This window comes from Microvirga calopogonii (genome assembly GCF_003347665.1).
GTDB lineage: Bacteria > Pseudomonadota > Alphaproteobacteria > Rhizobiales > Beijerinckiaceae > Microvirga > Microvirga calopogonii.
Window position 1 is genome coordinate 176,747 of record NZ_QDGA01000005.1, and the last position, 18,881, is coordinate 195,627.

Annotated in this window: 12 protein-coding genes; 5 read left to right on the forward strand and 7 right to left on the reverse strand. The window is 62.4% G+C overall.

The annotated features are described in order from the left end of the window. Positions 1 to 40: 40 nt before the first annotated feature. On the reverse strand, positions 41 to 898 hold the full coding sequence (locus tag DDF70_RS07800; protein WP_114944293.1) for a GNAT family N-acetyltransferase: 858 nt from the start codon (positions 896 to 898) through the stop codon (positions 41 to 43). A gap of 136 nt (positions 899 to 1,034) precedes the next feature. On the opposite strand from DDF70_RS07800, the gene DDF70_RS07805 reads away from it, so the two are divergent. Continuing rightward, the gene (locus DDF70_RS07805; protein WP_114944294.1) at positions 1,035 to 1,532 is read left to right on the forward strand and encodes an MmcB family DNA repair protein; all 498 of its coding nucleotides are present in this window, start codon (positions 1,035 to 1,037) and stop codon (positions 1,530 to 1,532) included. 65 nt (positions 1,533 to 1,597) lie between these two features. Here DDF70_RS07805 and DDF70_RS07810 read toward each other — a convergent pair whose 3' ends face one another. Together DDF70_RS07810 and DDF70_RS07815 are read right to left on the reverse strand one after the other, a co-directional pair. Beyond that, positions 1,598 to 2,155 carry an ActR/PrrA/RegA family redox response regulator transcription factor gene (locus tag DDF70_RS07810; protein WP_009490768.1) on the reverse strand — a complete coding sequence of 186 codons (558 nt, stop codon included), beginning with the start codon at positions 2,153 to 2,155 and terminating at the stop codon, positions 1,598 to 1,600. 82 nt (positions 2,156 to 2,237) lie between these two features. Further along, a complete protein-coding gene (locus DDF70_RS07815) occupies positions 2,238 to 3,593 on the reverse strand; it encodes an ActS/PrrB/RegB family redox-sensitive histidine kinase (protein WP_114944319.1) in 1,356 nt (451 codons plus the stop codon). Positions 3,594 to 3,824: 231 nt separating this feature from the next. Here DDF70_RS07815 and DDF70_RS07820 point away from each other — a divergent pair, with 231 nt between their 5' ends. Both DDF70_RS07820 and DDF70_RS07825 read left to right on the forward strand, forming a co-directional pair. Next, complete coding sequence (locus tag DDF70_RS07820) at positions 3,825 to 5,087, forward strand: polyhydroxyalkanoate depolymerase (protein ID WP_114944320.1); 1,263 nt, start codon at positions 3,825 to 3,827, stop codon at positions 5,085 to 5,087. A 76-nt stretch (positions 5,088 to 5,163) separates the two neighbouring features. Next, on the forward strand, positions 5,164 to 5,907 hold the full coding sequence (locus DDF70_RS07825; RefSeq protein ID WP_114944296.1) for a M48 family metallopeptidase: 744 nt from the start codon (positions 5,164 to 5,166) through the stop codon (positions 5,905 to 5,907). A 15-nt stretch (positions 5,908 to 5,922) separates the two neighbouring features. On the opposite strand, the gene DDF70_RS07830 is transcribed toward DDF70_RS07825, so the two are convergent. After that, positions 5,923 to 7,479 (reverse strand): DUF4153 domain-containing protein, encoded by a 1,557-nt coding sequence (locus DDF70_RS07830; protein WP_114944297.1) that lies wholly within the window; start codon positions 7,477 to 7,479, stop codon positions 5,923 to 5,925. A gap of 277 nt (positions 7,480 to 7,756) precedes the next feature. On the opposite strand from DDF70_RS07830, the gene DDF70_RS07835 reads away from it, so the two are divergent. Further along, positions 7,757 to 9,442 (forward strand): methyl-accepting chemotaxis protein, encoded by a 1,686-nt coding sequence (locus tag DDF70_RS07835; RefSeq protein WP_162820250.1) that lies wholly within the window; start codon positions 7,757 to 7,759, stop codon positions 9,440 to 9,442. A gap of 129 nt (positions 9,443 to 9,571) precedes the next feature. Here DDF70_RS07835 and DDF70_RS37455 read toward each other — a convergent pair whose 3' ends face one another. Then, on the reverse strand, positions 9,572 to 14,857 hold the full coding sequence (locus DDF70_RS37455) for a hypothetical protein (protein ID WP_281024346.1): 5,286 nt from the start codon (positions 14,855 to 14,857) through the stop codon (positions 9,572 to 9,574). A gap of 502 nt (positions 14,858 to 15,359) precedes the next feature. Between DDF70_RS37455 and DDF70_RS07845 the strand changes: the two genes are divergently transcribed. Next, a complete protein-coding gene (locus DDF70_RS07845) occupies positions 15,360 to 16,559 on the forward strand; it encodes a multidrug effflux MFS transporter (RefSeq protein WP_114944300.1) in 1,200 nt (399 codons plus the stop codon). Here DDF70_RS07845 and DDF70_RS07850 read toward each other — a convergent pair. Both DDF70_RS07850 and DDF70_RS07855 read right to left on the reverse strand, forming a co-directional pair. Next, the gene (locus tag DDF70_RS07850) at positions 16,544 to 16,894 is read right to left on the reverse strand and encodes a DUF1330 domain-containing protein (RefSeq protein WP_114944301.1); all 351 of its coding nucleotides are present in this window, start codon (positions 16,892 to 16,894) and stop codon (positions 16,544 to 16,546) included. The genes DDF70_RS07845 and DDF70_RS07850 overlap by 16 nt on opposite strands. A 268-nt stretch (positions 16,895 to 17,162) precedes the next feature. Beyond that, on the reverse strand, positions 17,163 to 18,881 hold a 1,719-nt coding region (locus DDF70_RS07855; protein WP_162820251.1), incomplete at its 5' end, for a transglycosylase domain-containing protein.

The window sequence follows — 18,881 nt, forward strand, 5'->3', positions numbered from 1 at the left end:
GCCGGGATGAACACCGCCTGGTTCTCGACGAACCCGATCTTCACCCCAATTCAAAGGTGGTGATCCCGTAAGTTTTGGACAGCGGCAGATCCGGCCTTTCACCGCGATACATCCGCGCCGTCTCGAACACCGGCGACAGGCCATGGCGCGTGGCAAGCCGCACGGCTGCCTCGTTCGGTTCCGGCAGATCGAGGAAGATCGCGCCGCCCTTCGCCTCGGCTGCGAGCGCCTGAAACAGGAGATCGGCCTCGCGCTCGCCATCGGCGAAGAGCGGCCCGACCTTGGAACCGCTCCGGCAGGTCCGGACGACGCCGTAGCCTTTGATCGTTCCATCCTCCACGAACGCGATGGCCGTGCGCGCATCGGGCTTGAGCCAGCAGCGCAGGAAGGCCTCGCGCGGCGCGGGAAAGAACGGCCTGTCATAGGTGACAACGGCCTCCACGATCTCAGGAGAGACGCGCCGCAAGCCTTCGCTTCGGGGTGTTTCGATCTGCGGCGTCCCGCCGAAGCGCACGTTCCGGTGTGCAAGGACGAAGCCGGATTTCCGGTAGTTCTCCTGCTGCGCCACGACGCCGTCGAGGCCGACGATGCGGTCCTCGAGAGAGGCCATGCCGGCCTGCCAGAGCCGGTAGCCGAAGCCGCGCCCGCGCTGGTCCGGCCGGACGATGTAGAGGCCGAGAAAGCCGAAGCTGCCGGCGTAGCGAACCACCGAGATGGAGACGATGGGCTCCTCGCCAAGCCAGCCCATCAGAAACCCTGCGGGATCGGCGGCCTGGAAACACGCGGCGTCGTTGAGACCAGGGTTCCACCCTTCGGCCGCCGCCCAGTCGATGGCAAGGTCCAGATCCTGGCGTGACATGACGCGGATCGTCAGATCGTCCGGGCTCCCGTGTGGCATGTCGAGCCTCACTCGTGACCGATATGAAAGGCTTGCTGCCTTCAGTCTATCCGACATCGGCCCGGTCGTTGAGACTCATCGCAAGCGCGACAATGGAGCCGTTGCGGCCTGTCGGTGAGGGCGTACCTTAGGCGCCATGTCCGATTCGCCTGCCGTTCTCCCCCGCCCCATCGTCCTGCCCGTCGACGGTCGTCAGTCGCCGGTGGCCGCCGGCGTTCAGCGCGGCGTGCGCCGCCTGTTCTCGCAGCTCGGCCACGTGACCCTGCCGGAATTCACCCTCGCTAACGGAAGGCGCGCCGATCTCATCGCGCTCGCACCCGATGGCGCGCTCACGATCATCGAGATCAAGTCGAGCGTGGCGGACTTCCGCGCCGACCGTAAATGGCCCGATTACGAGGACTTTTGCGACCGGTTCTATTTCGCCGTGCCGGAAACGGTCCCGTTCGAGATCCTGCCCGAGGATCGCGGCCTGATCGTCGCCGACAGCTTCGGGGCGGCGATCATGCGGGAGGCGGCGCACCATCCGCTCGCCGGCGCCCGCCGCAAGGCCGTGACCCTGCGCTTCGCCCATTCGGCCGCGTCGCTGCTGCACGCCCTGGCCGATCCGGACCGGATCGCCGACGGAAGATTGTAGCCGATGACCGTGACTTGGGGCCGGGCCCTGCCAGCTGTCGCGTCGCGAAACGACGGTTGAGACACTCAGCGCGGCGCGCGCTTGGCGAGGATCCGCTGGAGGGTCCGGCGGTGCATGTTGAGGCGCCGTGCCGTTTCCGAGACGTTGCGGCCGCAGAGCTCATAGACGCGCTGGATGTGCTCCCAGCGCACCCGGTCGGCCGACATGGGGTTCTCCGGCGGCAGGGCGCGCTCGCCGGGCTGGGCCATGAGGGCAGCGTGGATCTCGTCCGCATCGGCGGGCTTTGCCAGGTAATCGAAGGCGCCCATCTTCACCGCCGTGACGGCGGTGGCGATGTTGCCGTACCCGGTGAGGATGACCCCGCGGGCATCCGGGCGGCGGCTCTTCAGGCGCTCGATCACATCGAGCCCGTTGCCGTCGCCGAGGCGCATGTCGATCACCGCGAAGGCCGGCGGTTCGCTCTCGATGGCCGCCAGGCCGTCGGTCACGCTCTCGGCCACGCGAACCTGATAACCGCGGCCTTCCATGGCACGGGCGAGACGGGTCGAGAACGGCCGGTCGTCGTCGACGATCAAGAGGCTCTTGTCGGCGCGATCTTCGAACGCGGCAGGCGCATCGGCCATCAGAACTTCTCCTTGCATCTGAGGATGAATCTCCTTCATGAGGGAGCCTGTCCGGCTCCTCATTCATATGGGAATTCTTCCCCTAACCTTTGAGAGACAGCTTGGAGTCTCCCTGCGGCGAAATTGCCGCACCTCGTTCAAACGCATGACGGGGCCAAACGATCCGCGCGATGGCCCCGGAGGCCGGCGGAGCGGCGTTCGTCAGGGTCAGTTCGGCGCCCGACCGTTCGATCAGGGTCTTGGCGATGAACAGGCCCAAACCCAGTCCTCCTCCCTCCTCGCTGTCCTCCGTCCTTTCGGCGGCGCTGCGGGTGGTCACATAGGGTTCACCCACCCTGAGCAGAATATCGGGAGCGTAGCCGGGTCCGTCATCCCTGATTTCGATGAAAACCTCGTGAGGAGACCAGCAGGCTTCGATGGTGACCCGACTCTCGGCAAAATCCGTGGCGTTGTCGAGGATGTTCGACAGGCCGTAGACGACGCCGGGATTGCGCCGCCCCATGGGCTCGGGGCCCTCACCCCGCGTCCCGACCTTGACGTCGAAGCCCACCGCGCGCTGAGGCTCGACGATCTCCTCCACCAGATGGCTGAGCGAGATGGTTTCCAGGAACTCGGTTTCCTCCTCCTGGCCCATGGAGGTGAGCTTGGTCAGGATGGTGCGGCAGCGCTCCACCTGCTCCTGCAGGAGCTTCAGATCCTCCCCCTCGGGGCCGTCCTTGGGCATGGAATGGCTCAGCTCCTTCGTCACCAGAGCGATGGTGGCGAGCGGCGTGCCGAGCTCATGGGCGGCCGCAGCCGCCAGGCCGTCGAGCTGGGACAGGTGCTGCTCCCGGGCGAGCACCAGTTCGGTGGCCGCGAGCGCCTGGGCGAGCTGCCGGGCTTCTTCCGCCACGCGCCAGGCATAGATGCCCGTAAAGGCGGTGCCGAGCGCGATCGCCGCCCAGATTCCGGTCACGTAGAGGAAGGGGAGGCTGAGGTCCTGTCCGGGAAACCAGGGCAGCGGCCGATGGGTGAGCACCAGGAGTGTCGCGCAGCCAATGGCGAGGAGGCCCAGCCCCAGGGTCCGCTCCGGGGTCAGGGCCGTAGCCGAGATCAGAACCGGTGCCAGGAACAGCATGGCAAAGGGGTTCTCCAGCCCTCCTGTAAGGTAAAGAAGCCCGGTCAGCTGCAGGATGTCGAAGGCGAGGAGCGCCGTGGCGATGTTGTCGCTGAGTCGGTGGCTGGCCGGATACTGGATGCGCAGAAGCAGGTTGACCCAGACCGAGGCTCCGATGACCAGGAAGCAAAGGGCGAAGGGGAGGGGAAAGCCGAGGCCGAAGCGGACGCCCGCAACCGCGGTCGCCTGACCGACGATGGCGAGCCAGCGCAGGCGGACGAGCGTGTCGAGGCGCAGGTGCCGGGCGTGGTGGGTCAGGCTCTTCTGGTCGATCTTGGACATCATCGAACAGAATAGGGCCGTGCCTCTGTTCGCCAAGCGTTCGACTCTGGCCTATTTTCCTATGGCCTGCTTCAGAACTGCTCTGAAACCAAAGTATGTAGCTCGTTTTTGCAGTGGAAGAGATAGTCTGTTGCAATAATCTGAAGGAACTTTAATCTTAAAATTACGGTTGAGGATAAAGCCTACCGCATTATGCGAGAATCAGGCGCCCGACCCTTCTTGGGGACAATGATGAACTTTTCATATGTTTGGTACGATACGGCGCATTGGCTTTTGAGTCCCGCTCGCGCCGCGTCCGATTTCACGAAGCACTTCTTCGACAATCCCGACAATCCGCTGACCAACACGCCCTACGGCCGAACCGTCTCGGCGGCCTGCGAGTTGTTCGAGCGCACCACGCGCCGCTACGGCAAGCCCGCCTTCAACCTGCCGACCACCGTGATCGGCAACGAAGAGGTGGCGGTCACGGAGCGAATCGTCTGGGAGCGTCCCTTCTGCCGCGTCATCTCCTTCGAGCGGGATCACGCCGGAGCCAAGGAGCAGCCGAAACTCCTGATCGTCGCGCCAATGTCGGGCCATTACGCCACGCTCCTGCGCGGCACGGTCGAGACCTTCCTGCCGACCCATCAGGTGATGATCACCGATTGGATCGATGCCCGGATGGTTCCCCTGGCGGAGGGTGACTTCGATCTCGACGATTATATCGATTACCTCAAGGACATCTTCCGGGCATACGGTCCGGACCTGAGCGTCATGGCCGTATGTCAGCCGGCCGTTCCCGTCATCGCGGCCATTGCCCGTCTCGAGGCCGAGAACGACCCGGCCATTCCGCGCTCCATGATCCTGATGGGCGGTCCCATCGACACCCGCCGCTCGCCCACCGCCGTCAACCGGCTGGCGGAGGAGCGCGGCATCGAGTGGTTCCGGCAGCACTGCATCACCAAGGTGCCTCCGTCCCATCCGGGCTTCTGGCGCGACGTCTATCCGGGCTTCCAGCAGCTCTCCGGCTTCATGGCCATGAACATCGACCGCCACCTCTCCGCCCATTATGAGATGTTCAACCATCTCGTAGACGGCGACGGCGATTCGGCCGAGAAGCACCGGGAGTTCTACGACGAGTACCTCGCCGTCATGGACCTGACCGCCGAATTCTACCTTCAGACGGTCGAGAAGGTTTTCGTCAACCACGAGTTGCCGAAGGGCGAGATGATGCACCGGGACGAGCCGGTGGATCTCATGGCGATCCGGCGCTGCGCCATCATGGCGGTCGAGGGCGAGCGGGATGACATCTCTGGCGTGGGCCAGACCCTGGCCGCCCTGGACTTGACCCCCAACCTGTCCTCCGACAAGAAGCTCTATCACCTCCAGGCCGGGGTCGGTCACTATGGCGTCTTCAACGGTTCTCGTTTCAGGGCTCAGATCGCTCCTCGAATCGTTGAATTCATTGAGAATCACAGCCGAGAACCAGCCAGGAAGAAGCCGTCAAGGGTCTGAGTCTGTTCTTGATGCGTTCTTAGGAGCGGCAAACGGCTGCGCTGACAGAATCGACCTGTCAGGGCAGATTGCGGACATGAAATCCGCCCTGTTTCGCCGCGTTCCTGCGGACCCGCCTCATCTCAAAGTCTTCCACGAGGGTCAGACCTTCAAGGTGGCCCTCAAACGCCGTCCGACCGCGAAGCGGATCACGCTGCGCGTCTCGAACGCGACCGGCGAGGTCGTGCTCAGCATTCCCGAGCGCACGGATGTCGGCCTCGCTCAGAAGTTCGCCGACAGCCATGGCCAGTGGATCGCCACCCGGCTCGCCAAGGTGCCCGAGCGGGTGCTCTTCGAGCCGGGGGCCCTCGTGCCCTTTCGCGGCGTGCCCCACCGGATCGTCCATTGGTCGTCCATCCGGGGCGTGACCCAGGCGACTAAGGGCGGTGCGGGCGAGCCGATCATCGCCGTGTCCGGCGAGGCCTCCCACGTGGCCCGGCGGGTGCGGGACTTCCTCGAAGCCGAGGCCAAGAAGGACTTCGCCGCAGCCGTGAAGAAGCATACGGCCCAGCTCGGGCAGCCGGCCAAGCGAATCACCGTGCGCGACACCAAGAGCCGCTGGGGCTCCTGCTCGGCCAACGGAGCGCTCAGTTTCTCCTGGCGCCTCATCATGGCGCCTCCGTTCGTGCTGGATTATCTCGCCGCCCACGAGGTGGCCCACCTGCGCGAACTGAACCACTCCAACCGGTTCTGGAAGCTCACCTACCAGCTCTGCCCGCGCACCGACGAGGCGGAAGCCTGGCTCAAGACCTACGGCAGCGCCCTCCACCGGATCGGGTGAGGGGCACTGCCGGGTTCAGTAAAGGATGATTTTTCCAATAACGTGTTTGAATGAGAGGCCGGCTGGACCTGTTTCGCCTGAGAAGTTTCTCACGATGAATGCTCCCCGGCGGCCATCGCTGCTCTCGATTGCAGGATAGGGATCATCCTGCGGCGGACGATGTTCGGTATCCGACAGGTATTTTGTCAGGAGCGGCGAAAGATCAAAGCGGGAGGTGCTATTTTCGCCGACGACCTCCACGACATTGTTCTTGAACATGACCGTATAAACAATCGAGTCCAAGTAGCGATTCTGTGCATCGCTGTTGTGGTCCAGATAAACGTCGTCAATAAAGGTTGCGGGGCCAAATCGGATCACCTTTCTTTCCGAGAAGTTGATAAAGCTGTTGCTCGGCTTGAAGGTCTTGGTTCCGTTGAGATTGGACCCTGCTGACGAGATACTCGCTCCTGCCTGGGCAGACTGACTATAGATGGTCACGTTCTCGGCGCTCAGCGGCCCAATCGCTGCGACGAGTGCCAGAACGCCGCCCGTGAGCGGCACGAGGCGAATGTCGAAGGGGCGACGAACGAGGGCAGACATCACCAGGAAGACAGCGCCGACGATGACGAGGATCAGCCAATAGCGCTCCTCCGTGACGCCGTAGGTGACAACTCGGATTGCGGTCGCAAGAGTCAACAGGGCTAGAGGAATTAACGTGCTCGCAAGCCAAGCGCGCTGAAACAGGCGCCTGAAGCGGACGAACTGCGCATGAGGCCCGGAGGCAAGAAGATAAGTCCCATAACCAAGCGCGAGAAAGAGAGGCACGATCATGCCGATCTGCCCTTTCGGCAGCTCGCCTAAGAACACTATACGGATAGCATAAAGATGAATGATCGCGCCAAACGTCAGCATGAGCGGGATCAGCAATGCGTCGGTCAAAACTGCGACGGCACGCAGCAGGATATCGTCTTGGGTCACATCGATTGGCTTGACTGTGACGGAGGCCACCAGCGTCAGCCATAGGAGCGGAAAGGCGAAGAAGGTGACTAGTATCCCCAGTATCATAACAAGCTTGTCGCTATGCCATCCGAGCAAGGTATAGATAACAGAGAACACGATTGCGCCGCCTGCAAGAACCACGCCCAACGCGAGAAGACAGGCGGCAAGACTTAAGATGAGATGGGTATTTGCGAGCCAAAAGCCACTCATACCCTGCCGCGCAGCTATGCCTGCTGTCACGGACATGAAGCACACGAATGCAAAGAAGAGCGGAGGAACGGTGTAGTCTCCGAACTTCACCCAGAACAGGAGCGAAAAGCCGATCAGAAATCCTGTTCCCTCGGCTAGAACCCGCACCCAGAGCCGTTGTCCAGATGAGGCAAACACCATGATGGTGGCCGTGAAGAAAGATAGGACCAGCGCCAAGATAGCATCGTCCGGATCGTTGAAGAGACTCTTCATCAGCGATCTATCAAAGTCCCCAACGAGAATCCCGGCGGTTGCAAGGCCAGCGGCAAGAATGGCAAACGGGAAACGGCGAATGGCCAGACCGAAATCACGATGAAAGCGGCTGGTCTTGGTCAAGGGGGCCATGAGGTGGTTCTCTCGATATATAGTTTCCTTTTATGCGGCCTGTGCCCGGCTTCAACAAGACGGTCGTTCTTTGAGAAACCAGGACCACAATATTCTCGGCTTCGTTGGAGACTCCCGTTCTCATCCGGCGCTCAATCCCATTGTTTCCATTGAGCAATTTATCGGATTTTTAACCGACATCCCGCACACATGCCGTTAGGGCAATAGATCTGACATTTGACGATCCGGCCGCTTCGAGAGCTGGACGCGCAGGCAGGTCTGCAGGGGCATGTTTTCAATGGCACTCAAAAATTTCTCGATTCCGCAGAAGGTGATTGCGGTCGTTTCCCTCATGGGGCTCGTGGCGGGCATGATCGCCGTGGTGGGCTGGCATGAGACCTCCAAGCTCAGGGACACGATGGAGATTGTCGGCCGGCGCGAGGAGGCGGCGCGCGAGGCGATGGACTTGCGGGTGGACATCATCGCCATCAGCCGGATGACCTATCAGGTCGCGCAGCAGCCGAACAAGGCGTCCGATTTCAGCAGCGAGGCCGACCGCCGCACGAAGGAGATGCTCGCCCGTTTCAAGACGCTCGAAGCGGTGGCGGATTCGCAGGAAAAGACGCTGCTCGATCAGATGCGGACGGCCCTGAACGGCTATTTCGATGTCATCCGCACCATGATCAAGGTGGCGGCATCGGACAAGGGCACTGATCAGGCGATCATGAATGCCGAGGTCGAGAAGGGCCTCGCCTCCCAGCGCAGTGTCACCGACACGGTGAAGGCCTACAGCACCTATACGGCCAAGAAGCTTGCCGACATGCGTTCGGCCGCCGAAGAGGGGGCGAATGCCGCAATCCAACTTCAGATCGGCGTTGCCGCCATCGGCATCGTTCTCGGGCTTCTGATCAGCTTGCTGATGACGCGGTTCAGCATCGTGTCGCCCCTGCGCAATCTGACCACCGTCATGCGCCGTCTGGCCAATGACGACCTCGCGGCCGTGCTTCCCTCCGGCAACCGCAGCCGTGACATCGGCCAGATGATCGAGGCCGTGCAGGTCTTCAAGGACCGCATGGTCCGCAACAAGGCGCTCGAACTTGAGGCGGTTCAGGCCCGCGAGGCGTCCGAGGTCCAGCGCAAGCGGATGATGATCGAGCTCGCCGAGACCTTTGACGGCGCCATCGGCGAAATCATCGAATCCGTCTCGACAGCGGCAGGCCGCATGCAGACGACGGCCGAGCAGCTGACGAATTCAGCCCAGGCGACCTCCTCGCGCTCCACGGCGGTCGCGGCGGCGGCAGAGCAGACCTCGGCCAATGTGCTGGCCATGTCGAGCGCCACGGAAGAGCTTGGCGCCTCCGTGAGCGAGATCAGTCGCCAGGTCGAGCAATCCGCCGTCATGTCCAGCGAAGCCGTGCAGGCTGCGACCTCGACGACCGAGATCGTCTCCCAGCTCAGCGCCGCCGCCGACCGGGTTGGAGCGGTCATCGACATGATCTCGGCCATTGCCGGCCAGACGAACCTGCTGGCACTCAACGCCACCATCGAGGCGGCGCGCGCCGGGGAGGCCGGCCGGGGCTTCGCCGTCGTGGCGACCGAGGTGAAGTCGCTCGCCGACCAGACCTCCAAGGCCACCGCCGACATTTCGAGCCAGATCGCCGCGATCCAAACCTCGACCTCCCAGGCCGTGGAGGCGATCAACGGCATCACCCAGCGCATCAAGGCGATGAGCGACGTGTCGAGCAGCATCGCCATGGCCGTGGACCAGCAGGGCGCCGCCACCCAGGAGATCGTCTCCTCTGTCAATCAGGCGTCCGCCGGCACGGGCGAAGTGACGGCGAACATCAACAAGGTGGCCCAGGTGGCTGAGGAGACGGAAGTGGCGGCCCATCAGGTGCTGACATCCTCCTCGGCTCTCGTGAGCCAGGCCGAGCATCTGCGCAATCAGGTCAATAACTTCCTGGCGACCGTGCGCGCGGCTTGATGCCAGAAGCACAGCGGGACCCCAAAAGGCCAACCAGAGAGAAACGGTCTCCCCGCCATACTTCGTCGGCCTGAAACGCGAAAGGCGGCTCTTCAGCGAAGAGCCGCCTTCATCCAGCCCCCTCTGACCTCAGATGAGGTAGAAGCTCGCGTGGGTCAAAGCCTGCTTCACACCGTTCTCGTTGATCGTGGCGAACAGGATCGGTTTGATGTCTCTCGTCGCGCCGCCCGTTCCGTCGAGGTCGTAGAAGAGACGCCCGGTCGCCTGGTCGTAGATGATCCGGTCGTCCTGATCCTGGGCTTGAGTGCCGAGCGCGAAGGCGCTGGCGCTGAGCTGGCCGAGCCCGAGGCCGGTAAAGATCTTGTGCGAGAGGTAGATCCGGTCCCCGTCGGCGAGGCTGAAATCCAGGATCGAATCGGCCGTCGTCTTCATCACGACCGTATCGAAGACGAAAGTGTCCGCTCCAGCGCCGCCTGTCAGGACATCGCGCCCCTCGCCGCCGAACAGGGTGTCGTTCCCGTCCGCACCGTTGATCGTGTCGCCCATGTTGCCGCCGCGGATGACGTTGTCCCCGCTGTTGCCGACCACGTTCTCGCGACGCTGGTCTTCGACGGTGATCGTGAAAGTCTTGTTCACCGTCTCAAACCCGTCGCTGACCGCGATGGTAACGGACAACTGGTCATGCTGCTCGAAGTCGATCTTCGTCGCGTCCTTGACGCGGAGTTGGCCGTTCACGAGTTCGACGCTGCCGCCGGCATCGTCGAGAAGAGTGTAGGACAGGGCCGTCCCGTTCGGATCGCTGGCCGAGACCAACCCGATGACATGCCCTTCACCGACATTTTCCTCAACCAGGGAATTCGAGAGCTGAAGGTTCGTCGGAGCCTTGTTGATGTCCGCGACGGCGATGGAAATGTTGCCGGTCGTGAGGCCGCCATGCCCGTCCGATGCCGTCACGCTGTAAGTGAAGCTGGAGTTCTGCGCGACCTGGATGAGCTTCTGATCGCGAACGACAACCAAGTTGTTGACGATCTCGAACCGTCCATCCGCGCTGATCAGGCCATTGGAGCCGGCCAGGGCCTGACTGAAGGTATAGGTGAGCGTATCGCCGTTCGGGTCGCTGGCCGAAAGAGTGCCGACCTGGCTGCCGGTGGCTGCCATGTCGCTGATCGATCCGCCCGTCAGCTGAGGCGCGGCGGGCGCGATGTTCGTTGCAAGAGACGTGATGGCGATGTTGCCGACCGACTGACCTGCGACCCCTTCATCGTCGACGATGGAGATCGTGAAGTGCGTCGTCTGCGGAGAGCCGACGGGAGCGACCCTATCAGTCGGATTGAACTGGAGCGCCTGAATGGCCGCCTGGACCTCAGCAACCGTCCCTTTCACCGTATAGGTTCCAGCAATCCGGTCGTAGTTGCCCGGGCCTACATTGGTGAACCCGCCCTTGGAAGCGAGGTCCATGGTGATGGTCACCGTCACTTCCGCGCTGTCATCCGCGATTGTCACATTCCTAAATGGTGACGCAAGGTCCGTATCGGCGATCGTTTCGGCCACGGGAGTGTCGACGCCGCCGATGACTGGCGTCTGGTTCTGGTGGATTCTGCCATGAACCGAGTCGACGCTGATATTGGTGTTCGGAGCGGTCGAAAGGCCGCCTGCATCCGTCACCACGATTGTGAAATGCGAAGTCTCGATGCTGCCGTTCTCTGCATCGGAGCGAATGGCCGGATTGTATTGCAGGGCCTGCACGGCGGCCTGCGCGTCCGCCGCCGAACCGATGAACGTGAAGATTCCGGTCTCCTCATTGTAGTTACCGCCGTTGGCCGGAACCAGAACACCCTTGTCGGGGCTGTCCAGCGTGATCGTCACGGTGACAATGTCGCCGGCGTTCGTGTCGCCAATCATCACGTCCGAGAACGGTGTGGCGAGATCCGTTTCCTCATCATCCGCGATCGTCGCGACGTGAACCAGAGCATCGATGGTGGGAGCGCGGTTTGTCGCCGTCGCGTTTACCGAAACGTTGGTGTTCGTCGTGGTATAGGTTCCGTCCCAAACGGAGATCGTGAAGTTTGTCGTCTGGACGGATCCGACCTGCCCGTCCTGACGATCGGCGGGACTGAACTGGAGCGCCTGAATGGCGGCCTGGACCTCAGCGACTGTCCCGCTGACGGTATAAGTGCCCGCGACCGGGTCGTAAGTGATGCTGCCCGGATTGGTGACGCTGCCCAGGTTGACGAACTCGCCCTCGGACGCGGTGTCCATGGCGATGGTGACCGTCACTGTCCCGCCGTCGTCCTTGATCGCGATGTTTGCGAAGGACGACGCAAGGTCCGTATCCGCGATGGTCACCGCCACAGGGGCTTCGGCGCCTTCGATGATCGGTGCGGCGTTCGGAAGCGTTCCATGGATCGATTCCACCAGAACATTGGTGTCCGTGACCGAGAGACCCGATGCATCATAAAGCTTGATCGTGAAGGTGCTGGTCTCGACGCTGCCATTCTCTGCACCTGGCCGTGTCGTCGGATTATACTCAAGCGCCCTCAATGCCGCTTGGACGTCCTGCACCTTCCCCGAGATGGTATAGTAATAGTAACCGTACACAGGATCGGTGTTAACCATGATGCTTCCGCCCTTGCCGGGCACGAAAACGCCCTTGGACGGATCGTCGAGATAAACCCTGAGCTGGACGAAGGAGCTGTTGGCCGTCGCCTCCGGATCGTCGAGCACCACGTTGGCGAAGGGCGTTGCGAGATCGTCCTCTTCGTTGTCGGCGATCCTCACCGTCGTTGGCTGCGCCTGGATGATCGGCGCCTGGTTCGGCATCGTCGGATTCAGGGTGAAGTTCGTGTTCGTCGTGGTGAGGCTGCCATCCGTCACCGTAATGGTGAACTTCACAGTCGTGGTCTGGAGAGCGTTGAACTGCAAAGCGCGGATCGCCGTCTGGACCTGGGCTGCCGTGCCGGTGACGGTGTATGTCCCGGCCACCGCATCATAGGTGCCGCTGCCGAGATTCACGAACGTTCCGTAGTTCCGATCGTTCATGGCCACCGTCGCGGTGACACTCGGGCTGCTGTCGGTGATCGTCAGCTTGGTGAAGGCCGCGATGGGGCCAGAGACTCCGTACCCGATCGTGTCCGATCCAGAGACGACCGGTGCCGAATTGGCGGGAGCCGTGCCGTGGACAGAGTTCACCTTGATGGTGCTGACCGGCCCGCTCGACGCGCCCGCAGCATCGGTTACGCTGATCGTGAATTGCGTGGTCTCGATGCCGTTGACGGTCCGGTCCGTCGGGTTGAACTTCAATCCCCGTAAGATCGAGCGAACGTCATCGGCCCATCCGGTGACGGTGTAGACACCGGTCGCGGCATCGTATGATCCGCTCGTGGAGATCAGGGCGCCTTTGGCAGGAGAGTCCAAGGAAACTCTCAGCATAACGACATCGCTCAAATTCGGGTCGATCAGGTTAATGTTCGTGAACGGCGTCGCTAGGTTCACGTTGTCGGTATCCGACATCGTATAAGCTGCCGTCGGAGCGATCAGAATCGGCGCCCGGTTCTGCGTTACTATGTCGACCGAGATATTGCTGTTCGGCACGGAGGCGATGCCGTGATCGTCCACCACGCTAATCGTGAAGGAATCGCTCCTGATCGATCCGACCGCGCCGGCGGACGTAGCGTTGGGCGAAGCGTTCGGGCTGAATTGCAGTCCTCGCAGGCTCGCCTGCACGGTCGCAATGTCCCCGCTCACGGTGTAGGTGGCGGCAAGGCGGTCATAGACACCGGTCCCCAGGTTGGTGAAGGAGCCGATGGCGTATCCGGGAAGCTGGTTCATCTTCACCGTGACGGTGACCCAGGAGCCGTTGTCGTCGATCGTGAGACTTGCGAAGGGATTGACGACGCCCGTATCCGCCACCGCCACCCGGGTCGGGCTCGAGGCACCGAGGATCGTCGGAGCACGATTGCTGTAGTCGATGCTTCCCTCGCCCACGAGGATCACGTTCTCGATATTGGCGAGCTTGAGATGATCGAAGCCGCTGACCGAGATGTAGACCGTATCGGTGCCCCCGCCGGCCAGCTCAGTGACGGAGTCCTTGAGATTGTCGATGTAATAGACGTCGTTGCCGGCGCCACCCACCATGCTGTCGGCACCGATGCCGCCGTCGAGGGTGTCGTTGCCGTTCCCGCCGTCGAGCGTGTCCCTGCCGCTACCGGCGAGAATGCTGTCGTGACCGTCTCCACCCTTGAGGAGGTCGTTGTTGAGGCCTCCGTCCAGGGTATCGTTGCCGGTGCCGCCGTCGAGCGTGTCGCTGCCGATATCGCCGATGAGCACATCGTCGCCGCCCGCGCCGCTGAGGCTGTCGTTTCCGCCAAGGCCGAACAGGTGATTGTTCAGACTGTTGCCGGTGACGTTGTCGTCATATTTGGTCGCAACCAGATCGATTGCCGAAGAATAGATGCGGTCTTCATCCCATCGAGGGATGCTCGATCCGCTGATGTACTTTCTGACATATCCTTGGGCCAGATCCGCTATAACCTGGCCGGCCAGATTCCTTCCATTGACATCGAGTACGACCATTTGGTCGTAGCGCAGGGTCGTCGCCCCGTTGGCGTAGATTTGATCGTTGCCTGCCGACCCATAGATCACATCGGCGCCCGATCCCACATACAACCAGTCTTGGCCGTTGCTGCCGTAGAGCGTGTCGTTGCCCGCAGCGCCGTCGAGCGTCACCGCCTCATTGCCGGCCTTGAGGATGTCGCCGCTGCTGCTGCCGACGACGGAGTTGATGGATTGCAGGGTATCGGTTCCCTGTCCGGTGGCAATTCCCGTTGCCAGATCGACTTGAACAGCGGCAGTGCCCTCGAAATACGCAATGCCGCCGATCAGAACGTCGTCGCCGGCGCCACCGACGAGATAATCCTTGTCCCATTGGCTTCCGGCGCCCATGAGGGTGTCGTTGGCGGCGCCGCCGTTGAGAGTGAACTGGTCCGGCGTATCGGCTGCATTGATGATGTCGTTGCCCTGCGAACCGACCAGCGACTCAATGCTCACATAGGTGTCGATTCCCCCCCAGGTGTCCTTGCCCGTCATGGACGCATAGGTCTGGCCGTTATAGATCCAGCTGGCAGTCGTCAGGTTGATGACGACGCCCGAGCCGCCCGTTTCCGTCGCATAGGAGACGGTGTCGTTGTAGCCATCGCCGCCATCGAGCGTATCGTTGCCGCGCCATCCGATCAGGAGATCGTCATCGTCGCCGCCATAAAGCTTGTCGTTGCCGGTGCCGCCCCGCAACGTGTCGTTTCCGAGGTCGCCATAGATCGTGTTGGCGGTGGTGCTGCTATGGCTGCCGAGATCGTTGTTGCCGGCATCACCGGTAATCACCGCCTGGGCTCCGACGGCGGCGATCCCGAAAGTCGTCACCTTTTGTGTCGATGATTCTTCATCAACCTCAAGAGGCCGAGTGATATCCGACAAGATATCTCCCGTCTGGATCACGATAAGATCGTCGGCAGTTTTATCCATCGGAAGTCCCCTGTTCAAAGGCTTGTCGGCTTAATTCGCCTCGATGGATCATATGTGAACGATCATCATGCAGGTGCTATCCGAACAAACAGGTTCCGCAACGACGGCACGCAATCTGTACTTTCATTTCGGAATCTTCCTTTGGAATCATAATGTTATGACATAACTGCTTATCCGCAAACGGCCTTTGCGCAAAGGCAATGTTCCTGAAACGACAATCCTAACAAGACGTTAAGCCGATATTCCCGATATCTGGTTTTGGCTCCCTTCCTCAGGCAGCTCTACTTTTGGATGCATTCGGTGACCGGGTCCGAAGGCGTCACGACCTCGAAGACTTCAACCCGTGACAGCGAAGCCTTTCCGGGTTAGTTCGAGCCTCCTTCGTGGCTGCTCTGATCTCATGCTGAAACCCGATACACTGGCCCTCACGATCGTCCTGGCGCTGCTCACGGCGCTTGGGCCGCTCTCGACGGATATGTACCTGCCCTCGCTGCCTGCGATTGCGGCAGGACTCGACGCCACCACGGGGCAGACGCAGCTGACCCTGTCGGCCTTCCTGCTCGGATTCGCCGCCGGCCAGTTCTTCTACGGGCCGATTTCCGACCGGATCGGGCGCAGGCCCGTGCTGCTCTTCGGGTTCGGGCTTTTCACGATCGCCAGTCTGATCTGCGCGCTCTCGCCCAACATCGAGACCCTGATCGGCGCACGCTTTCTGCAGGCGCTCGGTGCCTCGGGTCCCATCGTGCTCGGGCGCGCCATCGTGCGCGACTTCTACGAGGGCCCGCGCGCGGGCCGAGAGCTGTCGCGCATGGGCACGATCATGGGCGTGGTTCCGGCGGCAGCCCCCATTCTCGGCGGCGTGATCGAGCGCTTCACCGGGTGGCGAGTCACCTTCGGCGTGATGATCCTGTTCGGCGTCGCGCTGGCCGCCACGATCCACTTCCGCATGCCCGAAAGCATCCGCAGAAAATCGGATGTGCCGATCTCGTTCACGACGATCCTGCGTGGCTTCCAGGTCCTGCTGGGACATGCAGGCTACCGGACCTATGTCGGCCTCTCCATGCTCACGTACGGCGGGCTCTTCGCCTTCATCTCCGGCTCGTCCTTCGTGCTGCAGAAGATCTATCACCTCGACGAGCTGTCCTTCGCCTTCTCCTTCACCTTCGTGGTGGCGGGCTTCATGACAGGCACCACGCTCGCGCAGCGCTTCGTCGGTCGATATGGGCTCGACGGCACGATCAGGATCGGCGTGACGTGTCTCGCGCTCGGCGGCATCACCATGTTGTCTCTGGTGCTCGCAGGCGTGCCGTCCTCCTTGAGCATCAGCGCGCCCATGGCGATCTATGGCGTGGGCGTCGGCCTTACCATGCCGCAATCCATGGCCTCGGCGCTGATGCCCTTTCCCGATCGTGCCGGCGCGGCCTCGTCCCTGCTCGGGATCTGCCAGATGACCTTTGCGGCCATCGTCGGGATTCTGTTGGGCCGCAACCTCGACGCCTCGGCGATTCCCTTGCCCGCCACCATCGCCACGACAGGCGTGCTGGCGCTCGTCCTGTTCCTGACGACCGGGCGGGCGCGTGGGGATCAGCCCTTGGGCTGATCCGGTCGGGGGAGCTCGGGGATGATATCGGCCGCCCGATGGTCTGCCGAGACCCCGCCCATGAAGAAGACGTCACCGCGTGAGTTTTCCATCCGCAGTGGCAGGATCCGGCGATAGGCGGGCGAGTCGTACCACGCCCGGGCACTGTCCCTGTCCGGGAACTCGATCACGATCAGGTCCCCCGACCAGGACCCCTCCACCACTGTCGCAGGCCCGCCATGAATGATGAAGCGCCCGTCGAACGGGGCCAGGGTTTCGTCGATGCGGCGCAGATATTCGACGATGTCCGGACCGACATTCACATTGTGCAGATGGCCGATGGCATAGGCTGTCATGGCAGGCTCCTTCCCGAGTGATGAAGCGAGCATGCCGGGATCGGGGAACGCTGGCGATTACGTGCCAGGTAATGAGTTGCCGAGCTACTTAAACTCACCCACTGTCATTCCGGGGCCGCGCAGCGGAACCCGGAATCCATAATCATGACGTCTCAAGAAAGAGCGAGCAGCCTGACGCTTCTTTCGGCACTGTGAGCGGTTATGGATTCCGGGCTCGGCTCTTACGACCCGCCCCGGAACGACAGTGTTGGAGACATGTATAACGGTCTCAAAGCCCGAACAGCTTCTCGAAAAAGTTCTTCTCGCGGCTGGCACGGCGCTGGGGAGCGGGCTGTGGCGGAATCCAGGCATTGTCACCATTGCCCGCATTGGCATAGCGCGGATCCTGGCCGGCATCGGCCACCGGCACGTCGTTCCGGAAGCGCTCGCTGCCCGGCAGCGGCACGGGCTGCTGGTCCTTCAGGGCGACCTTCATGAAGTTGTGCCAGACCTCGCTCGGAAGATTGCCGCCGCTGACCCGCTTGGTAAGCGTGCCGTCGTCGTTGCCGAGCCAGACGCCTGCGACGAGATTGCCCGTGAAGCCCACGAACCACGCATCCTTGAAGTCGTCCGTCGTTCCGGTCTTGCCGGCCATGAGCCAGCCGGGAACCTGCGCGGATCTCGCCGTGCCGATGACAAAGGTATTGTGCATCATGTCGTTCATCATGGCGACCACGCCGGGATCGATGACGCGGCCCAGGCCTGCCGAATTCGGGCGCTTGTAGATCAGCTTGCCGTCCGTGGTCTTCACTTGGGCAATCACGTAAGGCACAACGCCCATGCCGCCATTGGCGAAGGCCGCATAGGCGGAGACGAGTTCGAGCGGCGTGACCTCCGAGGTGCCCAGCGCGAGCGAGCCGTTGGCCTGCAGCGGCGAGGAGATGCCGAGCCGCTGCGCGGTCTGCACCACATTCTTCGGTCCGACCTCCATGTTGAGCTTGACCGCGATGGTGTTGAGCGAGAGCGCCAAGGCATCGCGCAGGGCTATCGGCCCGCGATACTTGCGGTCGTAGTTCTTCGGCGCCCAGCCGCCGAAATTGACGGGCCCGTCCTCGAGGACCGAGTCCGGCGTGTAGCCCCGCTCCATGGCGGTGAGATAGACGAAGGGCTTGAAGGACGATCCGGGCTGGCGACGGGCGGTCGTCGCGCGGTTGAACTGGCTCGTCTCATAGTTGCGGCCGCCGACAAGTGCCCTGACGGCGCCGTCCGGCTGCAGGGCCACGAAGGCGCCCTGGCTCACATTGAACTTCTGGCCCTTGGCGTTGAGCTCTTCCACGAGAACGCGCTCGGCGGTCGCCTGCATGGTGGGCTCGATGGTGGTCGACACAACGATGTCGGATTCCACGTTGCCGACGAAGTCGTCGAGCACGTCCATGACGTAATCGGCGGCATAATTGGCCGAGCCCGCCCCGTTCGGGCGCACGGGTTCGGCAGGTGCGCCGAGCGCCGTCTTGGTCATGCCCGGCGTGATGAAGCCGAGCTCGTTCATGGCCGCGATCACCAGCTCCGCACGGGCCTGCGCGCGCTCGGGATTGCGGTTGGGCGCAAGACGCGAGGGCGACTGGACCAAGCCCGCCAGCACGGCCGCTTCCGAGAGCGAGATGTTGCGGGCCGATTTGCCGTAATAACGCTGGGAGGCGGCCTCGACGCCGTAGGCGCCGGCGCCGAAATAGACCCGGTTGAGATAGAGTTCGAGGATCTGGTCCTTCGAGTAGTTGCGCTCGAGCCAGAGCGCCAGGATCGCCTCCTGGATCTTGCGCGAGGCGGTGCGCTCCTGGGTCAGGAAGAGGTTCTTGGCGAGCTGCTGGGTCAGGGTCGAGCCGCCCTGCAGGCCGCCCTTATGGGCCAGGTTGCGGTAGACCGCGCGGGCAATGCCGACGGGATCGATGCCCCAATGGTCGTAGAAGCGCCGGTCCTCGATCGCCACGAAGGCCTTGGGCAGGTAGGG

Coding starts and splice junctions, on each gene's coding strand:
- DDF70_RS07835 (WP_162820250.1), top strand. CDS start 7,757: ATGGCACTCAAAAATTTCTCGATTCCGCAGAAGGTGATTGCGGTCGTT.
- DDF70_RS07800 (WP_114944293.1), bottom strand. CDS start 898: ATGCCACACGGGAGCCCGGACGATCTGACGATCCGCGTCATGTCACGC.
- DDF70_RS07805 (WP_114944294.1), top strand. CDS start 1,035: ATGTCCGATTCGCCTGCCGTTCTCCCCCGCCCCATCGTCCTGCCCGTC.
- DDF70_RS07810 (WP_009490768.1), bottom strand. CDS start 2,155: ATGGCCGATGCGCCTGCCGCGTTCGAAGATCGCGCCGACAAGAGCCTC.
- DDF70_RS07830 (WP_114944297.1), bottom strand. CDS start 7,479: ATGGCCCCCTTGACCAAGACCAGCCGCTTTCATCGTGATTTCGGTCTG.
- DDF70_RS07820 (WP_114944320.1), top strand. CDS start 3,825: ATGAACTTTTCATATGTTTGGTACGATACGGCGCATTGGCTTTTGAGT.
- DDF70_RS07850 (WP_114944301.1), bottom strand. CDS start 16,894: ATGACAGCCTATGCCATCGGCCATCTGCACAATGTGAATGTCGGTCCG.
- DDF70_RS07815 (WP_114944319.1), bottom strand. CDS start 3,593: ATGTCCAAGATCGACCAGAAGAGCCTGACCCACCACGCCCGGCACCTG.
- DDF70_RS07845 (WP_114944300.1), top strand. CDS start 15,360: ATGCTGAAACCCGATACACTGGCCCTCACGATCGTCCTGGCGCTGCTC.
- DDF70_RS07825 (WP_114944296.1), top strand. CDS start 5,164: ATGAAATCCGCCCTGTTTCGCCGCGTTCCTGCGGACCCGCCTCATCTC.